Annotated in this window: 10 protein-coding genes; 3 read left to right on the plus strand and 7 right to left on the minus strand. The window is 67.3% G+C overall.

The features are described from left to right. Positions 1-25: 25 nt before the first annotated feature. The 3 genes from purH to ACK2SD_RS21580 all read left to right on the plus strand — a co-directional run bounded on the left by purH (position 26) and on the right by ACK2SD_RS21580 (position 5,944). Positions 26-1,633, plus strand: a complete 1,608-nt coding sequence (gene purH / locus ACK2SD_RS21570) for a bifunctional phosphoribosylaminoimidazolecarboxamide formyltransferase/IMP cyclohydrolase (RefSeq protein WP_039582957.1) — start codon at positions 26-28, stop codon at positions 1,631-1,633. A gap of 160 nt (positions 1,634-1,793) precedes the next feature. Next, complete coding sequence (purD, locus tag ACK2SD_RS21575; protein WP_412460801.1) at positions 1,794-3,089, plus strand: phosphoribosylamine--glycine ligase; 1,296 nt, start codon at positions 1,794-1,796, stop codon at positions 3,087-3,089. Positions 3,090-3,193: 104 nt separating this feature from the next. Continuing rightward, entirely contained in the window at positions 3,194-5,944 is a 2,751-nt protein-coding gene (locus ACK2SD_RS21580; protein WP_412460802.1) for a response regulator, read from the plus strand. Between the two features lie 55 nt (positions 5,945-5,999). Here the strand turns inward: ACK2SD_RS21580 and ACK2SD_RS21585 are convergent, their stop codons facing one another. The 7 genes from ACK2SD_RS21585 to cobG all read right to left on the minus strand — a co-directional run bounded on the left by ACK2SD_RS21585 (position 6,000) and on the right by cobG (position 12,482). Then, on the minus strand, positions 6,000-6,623 hold the full coding sequence (locus ACK2SD_RS21585) for a hypothetical protein (protein WP_412460803.1): 624 nt from the start codon (positions 6,621-6,623) through the stop codon (positions 6,000-6,002). Then, complete coding sequence (locus ACK2SD_RS21590; RefSeq protein WP_412460804.1) at positions 6,616-7,296, minus strand: hypothetical protein; 681 nt, start codon at positions 7,294-7,296, stop codon at positions 6,616-6,618. Before ACK2SD_RS21590 ends, ACK2SD_RS21585 begins: the two co-directional genes overlap by 8 nt. Positions 7,297-7,356: 60 nt before the next feature. Further along, positions 7,357-8,031: a hypothetical protein gene (locus ACK2SD_RS21595; protein WP_295481581.1), complete on the minus strand. Its 675-nt coding sequence runs from the start codon at positions 8,029-8,031 to the stop codon at positions 7,357-7,359. A gap of 93 nt (positions 8,032-8,124) precedes the next feature. After that, positions 8,125-9,828 carry a precorrin-3B C(17)-methyltransferase gene (gene cobJ / locus ACK2SD_RS21600; protein ID WP_412460805.1) on the minus strand — a complete coding sequence of 568 codons (1,704 nt, stop codon included), beginning with the start codon at positions 9,826-9,828 and terminating at the stop codon, positions 8,125-8,127. Next, entirely contained in the window at positions 9,816-10,550 is a 735-nt protein-coding gene (locus ACK2SD_RS21605) for a precorrin-2 C(20)-methyltransferase (RefSeq protein ID WP_295481577.1), read from the minus strand. Before ACK2SD_RS21605 ends, cobJ begins: the two co-directional genes overlap by 13 nt. After that, a complete protein-coding gene (locus ACK2SD_RS21610) occupies positions 10,547-11,173 on the minus strand; it encodes a precorrin-8X methylmutase (RefSeq protein WP_039582945.1) in 627 nt (208 codons plus the stop codon). The genes ACK2SD_RS21605 and ACK2SD_RS21610 overlap by 4 nt, the downstream gene beginning before the upstream one ends. Next, a complete protein-coding gene (gene cobG / locus ACK2SD_RS21615) occupies positions 11,166-12,482 on the minus strand; it encodes a precorrin-3B synthase (RefSeq protein WP_412460806.1) in 1,317 nt (438 codons plus the stop codon). The genes ACK2SD_RS21610 and cobG overlap by 8 nt, the downstream gene beginning before the upstream one ends. Between the last annotated feature and the right edge of the window lie 58 nt (positions 12,483-12,540).

Genomic DNA, 12,540 nt, shown 5'->3' on the forward strand with positions numbered 1-12,540 from the left:
ACTCCACCGCGTTATGGAATCCGAAATGACCGACCAGACTACCCGCCTGCCGATCCGCCGCGCCCTGATCAGCGTCTCCGACAAGACCGGTATCCTCGAGTTCGCCCGCGAGCTGCAACAGCTCGGTGTCGAGATCCTGTCCACCGGCGGCACCTACAAGCTGCTCAAGGACAACGGCGTGAACGCGGTGGAAGTGGCTGACTACACCGGCTTCGCCGAAATGATGGACGGCCGGGTCAAGACCCTGCACCCGAAGATCCACGGCGGCATCCTCGGCCGTCGCGGCACCGACGACGCCATCATGGACGAACACGGCATCAAGCCGATCGACCTGGTCGCGGTGAACCTGTATCCGTTCCAGGCGACCATCGCCAAGCCGGGCTGCGACCTGCCGACCGCCATCGAGAACATCGACATCGGCGGCCCGACCATGGTCCGCTCGGCCGCGAAAAACCATAAAGACGTGGCCATTGTGGTTAACGCCAGCGACTACGCCCAAGTCCTGGAAAGCCTCAAGGCCGGCGGCCTGACCTACGCTCAGCGCTTCGACCTGATGCTCAAGGCCTTCGAACACACCGCCGCCTACGACGGCATGATCGCCAACTACATGGGCAGCATCGACCAGTCCCAGGCGCAACTGTCCACCGAAGGCCGCAGCGAATTCCCGCGCACCTTCAACACTCAGTTCGTCAAGGCCCAGGAAATGCGCTACGGCGAGAACCCGCACCAGAGCGCGGCGTTCTATGTCGAGGCGAACAAGGGCGAGGCCAGCATCTCCACCGCCCTTCAGTTGCAAGGCAAGGAACTGTCGTTCAACAACGTGGCCGACACCGATGCCGCGCTCGAATGCGTGAAGAGCTTCGTCAAGCCGGCCTGCGTCATCGTCAAGCACGCCAACCCGTGCGGCGTGGCCGTGGTGCCGGAAGACCAAGGCGGCATCCGCCAGGCCTATGAACTGGCCTATGCCACCGACAGCGAGTCGGCATTCGGCGGCATCATCGCCTTCAACCGCGAACTGGACGGCGAAACCGCCAAGGCCATCGTCGAGCGTCAGTTCGTCGAAGTGATCATCGCCCCGAGCATCTCCCAGGCCGCCCGCGAAGTGGTCGCAGCCAAGCAGAACGTGCGCCTGCTCGAGTGCGGCCAGTGGCCAGCCGAGCGCCCGATGGGCTGGGACTTCAAGCGCGTCAACGGTGGCCTGCTGGTGCAGAGCCGCGACATCGGCATGATCGGTGCCGAGGCGCTGAAGGTCGTGACCCAGCGCGCGCCAACCGAACAGGAACTGCATGACCTGGTGTTCGCCTGGAAAGTGGCCAAGTTCGTCAAGTCCAATGCCATCGTCTACGCCAAGAACCGTCAGACCATCGGCGTCGGCGCCGGGCAGATGAGCCGCGTCAACTCCGCGCGCATCGCTGCCATCAAAGCCGAGCATGCTGGGCTGCAGGTGCAAGGTGCAGTCATGGCCTCGGACGCGTTCTTCCCGTTCCGCGATGGCATCGACAACGCCGCCAAGGTCGGCATCAGCGCGGTGATCCAGCCGGGCGGCTCGATGCGCGATGCCGAAGTCATCGCCGCCGCCGACGAGGCCGGTATCGCGATGGTGTTTACCGGTATGCGCCACTTCCGCCACTAAACGGTAGCGGCAAGTTTCAAGCTACACGCTGCAAGCAAGAGCCCTGAGCGCTTGCCTGCAGCGGCAGCACCACACATCCCCTGGCTGCAGGGTTGGCAGAATCAGCGCATAGCGCTTTTCTTGCAGCTTGCAGCTTGCAGCTTCTCCGAAGGAGTCTGTAATGAAAGTTTTGATCATTGGCAGCGGCGGTCGTGAACACGCCCTGGCCTGGAAAGTCGCGCAGGATCCACGGGTCGAGAAAATCTTCGTCGCCCCCGGCAACGCCGGCACTGCCACCGAAGCCAAGTGCGAGAACGTCGCCATCGACGTCTGTGCCCTGGAGCAGTTGGCCGATTTCGCCGAGAAGAACGTCGACCTGACCATCGTTGGCCCGGAAGCGCCGCTGGTCATCGGCGTGGTCGACCTGTTCCGCAGCCGTGGCCTGGACTGCTTCGGGCCGACCCAGGGCGCGGCGCAACTGGAGGGCTCCAAGGCCTTCACCAAGGACTTCCTGGCTCGCCACAAGATCCCGACCGCCGACTACCAGAACTTCACCGAGATCGAACCGGCCCTGGCCTACCTGCGCGAGAAAGGCGCACCGATCGTCATCAAGGCCGACGGCCTGGCCGCGGGCAAGGGCGTGATCGTCGCCATGACCCTGCAGGAAGCCGAAGACGCCGTGCGCGACATGCTCGCCGGCAACGCTTTCGGTGATGCCGGTTCGCGCGTGGTGATCGAAGAATTCCTCGACGGCGAGGAAGCCAGCTTCATCGTCATGGTCGACGGCCACAACGTGCTGCCCATGGCCACCAGCCAGGACCACAAGCGTGTCGGCGACCAGGACAGCGGCCCGAACACCGGCGGCATGGGCGCCTACTCGCCCGCGCCGGTGGTCACCGCCGAGGTGCACCAGCGCGTGATGGACCAGGTGATCTGGCCGACCGTGCGCGGCATGGCCGCCGAAGGCAACGTCTATACCGGCTTCCTCTACGCTGGCCTGATGATCGACAAGGCGGGCAACCCCAAGGTCATCGAATTCAACTGCCGCTTCGGCGACCCGGAAACCCAACCGGTGATGCTGCGCCTGGAGTCGAGCCTGGTGCTGCTGATCGAAGCGGCCTTCGCCAAGGCCCTGGACAAGGTCGAGGCGCAGTGGGATCCACGTCCGAGCCTGGGCGTGGTGCTGGCGGCCGGTGGCTACCCGGGCGACTACGCCAAGGGCGCGGCGATCAGCGGCCTGGACGCGGCCGCCGCGCTGGAAGGCAAGGTGTTCCATGCCGGTACCGCGCTCAAGGATGGCCAAGTGGTCACCGCCGGCGGTCGCGTGCTCTGCGCCACAGCCCTGGGCGACACCGTCCAGGCGGCCCAGCAACAGGCCTACCGCCTGGCTGAACAGATCAGCTGGGATGCCAGCTTCTACCGTACCGACATCGGCTATCGCGCCATCGCCCGCGAGCGCGGTGAATACCCGCGCTGACGCCTACCCCGCGCTCGTCGACAGGGCCCTTCGGGGCCTTGCCTTCGTCGCGCCCCGCCGCGCATAGTTGTCGCCCGGCCCCTCAGCCCAGAAAGGATCTCGTCGTGCGTCGGCTTCGGATTGCCACTGCCCTGCTGGTCAGCCTGCTGACCCTGCTCTGCCTGCTGCCGGCTTCGGCCGAACAAGGCTCAGGCTGGTCGGTGCTGCTCGACGAGCAGGCCAGCCTGCAGCTGTCCGACATCCGCTCCGAACGCTACCGCAACCAGTTCAGCCCCCTCGAGCTGGACGCGTTGGACGCTGCCGAGCCTGACCAGGCCCTGTGGCTGCACTACCGCCTGGAGCCTGCCGACCAGGAACGCCTGCTGCGCATCTTCGCCCCCGACCTCTCGCGCCTGGACCTCTATGCCCTGGCCGACGGCAAGCTGCTGCGCCAGTTCCACCATGGTCGCGCGCCGAGCGATGGCAACCCGACCTTGCGTGGCAGCGACCATGTGCTGGCGTTGCCCAATGCCACGCAAGCGCTGGACCTCTATGTGCGGCTGGTGTCCGAACACCAGTTGCGACCGGCGATCAGCCTGGAATCGGCGGCGCAGGCCGCCAGCGACCAACGCCAACCGCTGCTGTTCGGCCTGCTGTTCGGCGCCTTGGCGATGCTGATCCTGCACAACCTGATCCGCTTCTTCTATACCCGCTCCGGTACCACCCTGGTGCTGGCGCTGTACCACGCGCTGATGCTGCTCAGCGCGCTGATCCTGCTCAACCTCTGCGGCCCCTGGTGGCGCCTGTGGCACAGTGCGCAAACCCCGGCGGCCTACCTGATGCTGGTGTTGGCCGGGCTGGTCGGCCTGCACTTCACCCAACGCTTCTTCGCCCCCTGCGCTTCGCGCCGGCTGAACCGCCTGCTACAGGCGCAGATGCTCATCGGCGGGCTCTGCGGCCTGCTGCTGCTGTTCGTCGACACCCTGCCGCTGAACCTCACCACCTACGTCCTGCTCGCCCTCGGCAGCCTGAGCATGCTCCTGATCAGTGCCTATTACTGGTATCAGGGCTACACGCCTGCGCGGCTGTTCGCCTCGGGCATGCTGGTGTTCAGCCTGGGCGGCCTGGTGCTGCTGCCCGCCCTGCTCGGCCTGACCCGCACCGCCACACCGTGGCTGCTGTGCATCCTGCTGGGATTGACGGTGGTCAGCGGTCTGCTGCTGAACCTGGCGGTCAGCGAGCGCCTGCGCAGAACCAACGACGAGCGCGTGCGCGCCAGCCGCGCGCTGGCTGCCAGCAATGCCGAGATCAATGCCAAGGCCGAGTTCCTGGCCAAGATCAGCCACGAGATCCGCACCCCGATGAACGGCGTGCTGGGCATGACCGAACTGCTGCTCGGCACGCCACTGTCGGTGAAGCAACGCGACTACGTGCAGACCATCCACAGCGCCGGCAACGAGCTGCTCACCCTGATCAACGAGATCCTCGACATCTCCAAGCTCGAATCGCGGCAGATCGAGCTGGACGATGTGCAGTTCGACCTCAATGCACTGATCGAAGACTGCCTGAACATCTTCCGGGCCAAGGCCGAGCAGCAGAACATCGAGCTGATCAGCTTCACCCAGCCGCAGGTGCCGCGGGTCATCAGCGGCGACCCGACACGCCTGCGCCAGGCGCTGTCCAGCCTGCTGGAAAGCGCCCTGAAGAACGGCGACCAAGGCGAGATCCTGCTGGTGGTGGCCCTCGATCAGCGCGGCGACGCCACGCGCCTGCGCATCGCCGTGCAGGACAGCGGCGAGCCGATGCCCAGCGCCGAGCGCGAGGCGCTGCTGCAAGCCGAGTTGCACAGCCACCATTTCCTCTCCAGCAACAAGCTCGGCGGCCACCTGGGCCTGGTGATCGCCAAGCAACTGATCGGCCTGATGCAGGGCGAGTTCGGCATCAAGACCAGCACCAGCCGTGGCAACACCTTGTGGCTCACCCTGCCGCTGGATCCGGCGCGCCTCGAACAGCCCAGCGCCGACCTCGACGGCTCGCTGCGCGACGCTCGCGTGCTGGTGGTGGACGACAACGACACCTGCCGCAAGGTGCTGGTGCAGCAGTGCAGCGCCTGGGGCATGAACGTCAGCGCAGTACCGTCGGGCAAGGAAGCGCTGGCGCTGCTGCGCACCAAGGCGCACCTGCGCGACTACTTCGACGCCGTGCTGCTGGACCAGAACATGCCCGGCATGACCGGTATGCAACTGGCGGCGAAGATCAAGGAAGACCCGAGCCTGAATCACGACATCCTGGTGATCATGCTCACGGGGATCAGCAATGCGCCGAGCAAGGTCATCGCCCGCAACGCCGGGATCAAACGCATCCTGGCCAAGCCGGTGGCCGGTTACACGCTCAAGACCACCCTCGCCGAGGAACTGGCCCAGCGCGGTCGCGAGACGGCGCTGGCCAGCGCCCTGGGCAACGCCCCGGCACCGCTGGAGTTGCCCACCGACTTCCGCATCCTGGTGGCCGAGGACAACAGCATTTCCACCAAAGTGATTCGCGGCATGCTCGGCAAGCTCAACCTCGAGCCCGACACAGCCAGCAATGGCGAAGAAGCGCTGATGGCGATGAAGACCCAGCGCTACGACCTGGTGCTGATGGACTGCGAGATGCCTGTGCTGGACGGGTTCTCCGCTACCGAACAGCTTCGCCAATGGGAACTGGCCAACCAGCGCCCGCGCACGCCGGTGGTGGCGCTGACCGCACACATTCTCGGCGAGCACAAGGAGCGCGCCTTGCAGGTCGGCATGGATGGACACATGGCCAAACCGGTGGAGCTGTCTCAGCTGCGCGAGCTGATCCAGTTCTGGGTCAGCCAGCGCCAGCAAGGCTGAAAGCTGCAAGCTGCAAGCTGCAAGCTGCAAGCTGCAAGCTGCAAGCTGCAAGCAATTAGAGGTCGTAATCGAGGATGCGGTTGAGTGAAACCTCGACCACGCGTTGCTGCACTTTGGGCAGGTGACTGTGCTCGAAAGCCAGTAGGTTGAAGCGCACGAGTTCGGCGCGGACGTTTTTCAGGGTGCGCTGGCGGGTGAGGAAGCCAGCGCTCCAGACATCGCGGGTGTCGATCTCGTGATATAGCACCATGTCCACGCGGTGCTCGCCGGCCGGGGCGCAGGGCAGTAGCTGGAAGTGCTGGCGCGCCTGGGCGTGGTGCTCGAGGGTGGCCAGCGGCTTGGGGTTGCCCAGCAGCTTGGCCAGCGACAGTTGTACCGCATCGGCGAAATGGCCGCCGGCGGTCTTGGCGATCAGGCTCAGCACCTTGTCCACCTGCTCGGTTCGTGAATCGTCCGGCCAATGGATCTGCTCGGCGGTCACCGCGTCCCAGCCCATGAACTTCAACTGGTTGCGGTAGTAGGCGAACCAGTCCTGCACCAGGCCCTCTTCGAACGCACCCTGGGTCGCACGCTCGGCCAGCGCCAGCGCCAGTTTCACCTTGTCCTTCTGCGCCAGCGACAGGCCCGGAAGGAACGACACCACTCCGGCGCCGATCACGGCAGCATTGTGCTCACTCATGACTGCTCACTCCCAGTTCCAGGCGCCGTGGCTGATCGCGCTCCTTCTGCTCGACCAGACCACGCAGGGCGGCGCGGCGTGACGCGAAGGCTTGAGTGTTCAGGTTCAATGACATCGCGCGCAGGCTCACCTCGACACTGGACGGCAGGTGGCGCAAGGCCGCCGCGAAAGCGTCGCGGGTCACCGGCTGCTCGCTGCGCCACGCTACGCTGCACAGATCCAGGCTCGGACCGCTGCCGAGCAGCGCGAACTCGACGCTCACGTCCGCACGGTCGGCCTGCTGGCGCACGGCAAAACGCAGGAGATGATCGAGGCCCGCCGCATGGCCGCAGACGCGGTCGGCGACCGTCTCTCTCAGTGCATCGAGCGCGATCTGACGCTGCTTGAACCAAGTGGCCAAGGGTGCGTCATCAGCGCCCAGACCGTCGGCGCCCAAGGTGAGCTGTTCGTGCAAGTTGACGGTGCGGATCCAGCTCAGCGCAGCGAACGCCTGGCGATAGGCCGCCGCCCAGGCGTCGGGATGGTCGAAGCGCTCGCCAGCCTGCTTGCAGGCCAGCAACTGACAGTACTGCAGTGAATCGAGGGCATCGGCGCGCGACTGCGGCGCGCTGTCCGGCGGCATCAGCACGACGCTGTGGCCGACCAGCAGCACGCTGTGATCGTGATTGGTCATGGCGGTAGTTCTCGTCTGGACGGACTCGGTAACGCGGCGCCCACGGACGCCGCGCCTGGATCAGATGTCGTACTGCAGGACGTTCTCGACACTGCGCACGCCGAGCTTTTCCTCGAGGGTGGCGCGCACCTTTTCGTAGACGAAGCTGTTGAGGGTCAGTACAGCCTGACCGGCGTAGTAATCCGACGTGTCGAGCTTGAACTGCACACCCAGCACGTCATCGTCGATGTTCGGCGCGGTCGATTGCACGCAGCTCATGACCATGACCACATCGCCCTTGGCGGTTTCCACGCAGGCGGCCATGCCCACCACGCCGCGGTCCTTGCTCTTCTTCTTGTGGTAGACGATGCGAGTGTCGCTCTCCACCGTGGTGAGCTTGTCGAACGCCTTCTTCGCCAGCGCGCCCACCGCAGTGCCGCCGAGCAGGGCACTGCCAGCCGCGCCGATGACGCGCACGGCCACCGCGCCTAGGGTGACGCTGAGCTCGGTGGATGTTTCCATCTCGAAGCTGCGCTTGGGGGTGGTGAAACCGACGTCACGCATGGCGTCGAGGAACTTGTCGTACCACGCCTTGCCATCCTTTTCGATGTCCAGCACCTTGTCTGCGGCAAGGGTGGCGAAGTGGAAAGCGTTCTTCACATCCTGGCGGTGCTGATCGGACATGCCCGCACCGCAGGCCAACAGGTTGCCTTCGACCAGCAAGCCGGCATCGGCGCTGGTTTTGTCGTCGCTCATTTGAAAACTCCTTGGGATGGTCCCTGCACATCAGGGACCACCACGTTAGCCAGGCGCCGCCTGGCGTGGCGCGCTGAAGGAGTTCCTCTGCGGTCAGCCGTGCGGGGGGTACCAGCGCGGGGTGTACACCCACTGCACGCCGCCCGGATGCTGGAATACGCAGGTGGTGGACGAACCGACCAGCACCATGGTGCGCATGTCGACCATCTCCGGCAGCAGCTCGGCGAGCGTCACCACCTTCAGCGTCTGTCCCGGGCGGCCGATGTCACGCCCCAGCACCACCGGCGTGCGACCGTCGCGGTGACGGCGCACGACGTCCAGGGCCTGGCCCAGTTGCCAGGGGCGGGCCTTGGAGATGGGGTTGTAGAACGCCAGCACCAGATCGGCCTGGGCCGCCAGGTCCAGACGGGTTTCGATGATCGACCAGGGCTTGAGGTTGTCCGACAGCGACAGCACGCAGAAGTCGTGCCCCAGCGGCGCGCCCGCCTGAGCAGCGGTGGCCAGCGAGGCCGAGACACCGGGCAGGATCTGCAGCTCGACCCGGTGCCAGGCCGGGTCGTCGGACTCATGCAGCGCTTCGAGCACGGCGGCGGCCATGGCGAACACCCCCGGATCGCCCGACGACACCACCACCACCGAACGCCCCTGCGCCGCCAGCGCGAAGGCATGCCGTGCGCGCTGCATCTCTTCGCGGTTGTCGGTGCAGTGCAGCACCTGGTCGTCGCGGAAAGGACCGGCCATGCGCACATAGGTCTCGTAGCCCAGCACATCCTCGGCGCGGGCCAGCTCGGCCTTGACCGCCGGCACCATCAGCTCGGCCGCGCCGGGGCCCAGGCCGATCACCGCCAGACGACCACGGCCCCGGCCAATCTGCTGCGCATCGAACGGCGCGGCGGCCACGGCGATGGCCAGGCCGTCCTGCTCGATCACGTGCGCACCGGCCAGCGCTTGCTGCGCCCTCTCGCTGACGCTGACGCCTGCCGGGGCGAAGCGCAGGATCACGCCCAGTTCGCGGGCCGCCTCGTGCACGGCGGGTTCGGCCATCGCCGGTTCGCTCGCCAGCAGGCAGGCCAGCGACGCCTGGGCGATGTTCGCCGCCGCCAGCGCCTCACGCACGCGCCGCGCCAGTTCGGGCGGGGTCTCGTCCACCGCCACCAGCACCGAACGCGGGTGGATCAGCAGTTCATCGCGGCTGGCCGGGCGCGCCGTGCAGCCCACGTGCAAGGTCAGGCGTGCGTCGTCGGCCTGGGTCAGTGGGGCCTGGGCCAGCCAAGGCGCCGCGCCTTCGATGCGCAGCGGCTCGCCGGCCAGCAGGTCGGAGACGAAACGCTTGCCCTGCTCCAGGTCGGCCAAGGCGTAACCGGGCGGCGGGTTGAGCAGGCAGGTGCCGAAGCGCAGTTCGCCGCTGGTGGTGATCGCCGCAGCCACCCCCAGCGCCTCGCCAAGCTCGCGGGCCAGCCCATTGACCCCGCTCAGGCCACCGAGCAGCGGCACCACTGCGCTGCCGTCCTCGGCCACCGCCAGCACCGGCGGCTCGCTGCCCTTTTCGTCGAGCACGGCGGCGAGGCTGCGAATGACGATGCCGGCCGCGCACAGGGCGATGATCGGCACGCCCGCGCGGTACAGCGCGCGCAGGGTGTCGCCGAACGAGGCATACAGGTGATCGACGCCTTCCACACGCCCACTCAGGCCATGAATGCGTGCCTGTGGATAACGCTGCTGCAGGCGCCGGGCGGTGGCCAGGCTGCCCTGGCCGAGCACGACGATGGCCATCGCCTGCGTGTTCATCCCTGCCATTTTTCCCCCGGCACCACGATCAGCGAGAAATACGGCGAGGACTGCGGATCGACCGCATCGAGCGCGACGATCTTCTGGTTGGCCATGGTCGCGCGCTCCACGTACAGGGCGCGGCCATCCAGGCCCAGCTCGGCGAGCACCTCGCGCACCTTGGGGAAGTTGCGGCCCAGCTTCATGATCACCGCCGCGTCGGCGTCGGCCAGGCGCCGCTTGAGCTCGGCGTGGGGCAGCACGCCAGAGAGCACGGTCAGGGTCTGGTTGCGGTACACCAACGGCGCGCCCAGCACCGAGGCGCCGCCAAGCATCGAGCACACGCCTGGGATTACCTGGGCTTCGTAGCGCTGGGCGAGGCGGTCGTGCAAGTACATGTACGAGCCGTAGAAGAACGGATCGCCCTCGCAGATCACCGCCACGTCGCGGCCGGCCTCCAGGTGTTCGGCCACCTGCACGCTGGCTTCGTCGTAGAAGTCGCTGATCACCTGTTCGTACGACAACGGCGCCGGCAGCGCCTCGGTGGTCACCGGGTACACCAGCGGCAGCAGCGTCTGCTGCGCCTGCAAGTGCCCCTCGATGATGCCGAAGGCGTTGCCGCGCTTGCCCTTGGCCACGAAGTAGGCCACCACCTGCGCCTCACGCAGCAGGCGCAGCGCCTTGACCGTGATCAGCTCGGGATCGCCGGGGCCTACGCCCAGCCCGAGCAGACGTCCGCGTGCCTGCATCATTCCACCTCCGTGGCCAGTGCGTTGACCGCCGCTGCGGCCATGGCGCTGCCGCCCAGGCGGCCCTGCATGATCACGAAGGGCACGCCACGGCTGTCGGCGGCGAGCATGGCCTTGGACTCGGCAGCGCCGACGAAGCCCACCGGGAAGCCCAGGATCAGTGCGGGCTTGGGCGCCCCGGCATCGAGCATTTCCAGCAGGTAGAACAGTGCAGTGGGGGCATTGCCGATCACCACCACGCTGCCGGCCAGGTGCGGGCGCCACAGCTCCAGGGCCAGCGCGGAGCGGGTGTTGCCGGCCGCCTTGGCCATGTCCGGCACGCGCGGGTCGCGCAGGGTGCAGATCACCGGGTTATTGGCCGGCAGGCGGGCGCGGGTGATGCCCTCGGCGACCATGTGCGCATCGCACAGGATCGGCGCGCCGTTGGCCAGGGCCTGGCGTCCGGCCAGACCCGCGCCGGCAGAAAACTGCAGGCCATCGATGGCCTCGACCATGCCGCAGGCATGGATCACGCGCACGGCGAGCTTTTCCAGGTCGGCGGGAATCCGCTCCAGGCGGGCCTCCTCGCGGATGATGCGGAAGGAATTGCGATAGATCTCCTGACCATCGCGGATGTAGTCAATCATCAAGGTGCTCCGTCGGCAGGTCGAGCATGGCGCCTGCTTCTTCTGGGGTAAGGTCGCAGGCGCGCAAGCGGCCGAAGCCGGGCAGGCGCGCGTCGCGCAGATAGAGGTCGTAGCGTCCGGGCGCGCGGGCCAGCAAGGTCGCCGGGGCCACGTGGGCCATGGCGCAGGAGCGCGGACAGCCGGTCAGGTGCACGCTGGCCGGGACGCCGTGGTGCAACCGGCCGGCGAGCAGCCGGGCATCGGCCTTGGTGTCGGCCAGGCCGCGGGCACAGCCGCTGGAACCGGTGCAGGCCGCGAGGCGGGCCAGCGGCTGCTGCGCAGCGTCGATCAGGCCCAGCTCGGCCAGCGCCGCCTGGGCGTCGATGAGCTGCGTGGGGTCGAGGTTCGGCAGTACCAGGCTTTGCCAGGGTGTCAGGTGCAGGCTGCCGTCTCCGACCAGACGGGCGAAGTGTGCCGCGCCGCGCAGCATGTCTGGAGTCAGGCGTCCCAGCGGCGGCGCGACGCCCAGGGCCACGCCGTGACGCTGGGCCAGCGCGCCGAGCCAGCGCGCCTGACTCGCCGGACGGCGCCAGTTGAGTACGGCGGCATCGTGACGAATCGGCAGGCCCAGGCCGGCGACGAAGGCTTGCGCCGGACAGGTCTGCAGCAGGTGGCGCATGCGCGTCTGCTCAGGGCTGGCCAGGTCGAGAAAGCGTTCCAGTACGGCCTGCACCAGCGCCAACCCCTGGTCGAACGGCACGGCCCCCAGCGGCGGATCCTCGCCCGGACAGCCGGCCAGGCCGAAGGCCAGCCAGGGCTCGCCGTCGAGGGTGAGGGCCGACAGCCACAGATCATGGGGGTGAGCCAGCATCGCCAGGTCCTCGCCGCCGTCCAACTGCACGGCGAACTTGGCCGACAGCGCATGCAGGCGCGGGGTGGTTTCCAGCATCTGCAAGAGTTGCGCGGCCAGCGGGCGAACATCCACGACGCTGGCCGGATCGAGGCCGGCCAGTGGGCTGAGCATCAGGTTGCGGACATCGTCGCCAGCGGCCTCGCGCGGCCCCAGCCCGGCAGCCAGCAGGTGCTCGATCAGCGCCAGGTGCTGCGCGCCGATGCCGCGGATTTGCAGGTTGGCGCGGTTGGTCGCCTCGATCACGCCCGAGGCGTAGCGCTCGGCGGCGTCGGCCACGGCCTCGGCCTGGGCAGCCAGCAAACGCCCGCCGGGCAACTTGATCCGGCAGATACCGCCATCGCGCGCGGCGACGATGCGCCACAACCCCGGACAGGCCGAGGGACGCGGTGCAGCGCGGGGGGTGGGGCTTGGCTTCAAGAGGGTGTCCGGCAATCGTCAAGGCGCGCTTGTGGAGGGAAGGCGCGGTATTATGCCT

Origin of the sequence: Pseudomonas sp. SC11 (assembly GCF_047039205.1) — a bacterium.
GTDB classification, from domain to species: Bacteria; Pseudomonadota; Gammaproteobacteria; order Pseudomonadales; family Pseudomonadaceae; genus Aquipseudomonas; species Aquipseudomonas boreofloridensis.

What these genes read in the sequence shown, in the direction of transcription:
- cobJ (WP_412460805.1), bottom strand. Translation starts at nt 9,828, where the DNA reads ATGGCAGGGATGAACACGCAGGCGATGGCCATCGTCGTGCTCGGCCAG.
- purD (WP_412460801.1), top strand. Translation starts at nt 1,794, where the DNA reads ATGAAAGTTTTGATCATTGGCAGCGGCGGTCGTGAACACGCCCTGGCC.
- ACK2SD_RS21585 (WP_412460803.1), bottom strand. Translation starts at nt 6,623, where the DNA reads ATGAGTGAGCACAATGCTGCCGTGATCGGCGCCGGAGTGGTGTCGTTC.
- ACK2SD_RS21590 (WP_412460804.1), bottom strand. Translation starts at nt 7,296, where the DNA reads ATGACCAATCACGATCACAGCGTGCTGCTGGTCGGCCACAGCGTCGTG.
- purH (WP_039582957.1), top strand. Translation starts at nt 26, where the DNA reads ATGACCGACCAGACTACCCGCCTGCCGATCCGCCGCGCCCTGATCAGC.
- ACK2SD_RS21595 (WP_295481581.1), bottom strand. Translation starts at nt 8,031, where the DNA reads ATGAGCGACGACAAAACCAGCGCCGATGCCGGCTTGCTGGTCGAAGGC.
- ACK2SD_RS21605 (WP_295481577.1), bottom strand. Translation starts at nt 10,550, where the DNA reads ATGATGCAGGCACGCGGACGTCTGCTCGGGCTGGGCGTAGGCCCCGGC.
- ACK2SD_RS21610 (WP_039582945.1), bottom strand. Translation starts at nt 11,173, where the DNA reads ATGATTGACTACATCCGCGATGGTCAGGAGATCTATCGCAATTCCTTC.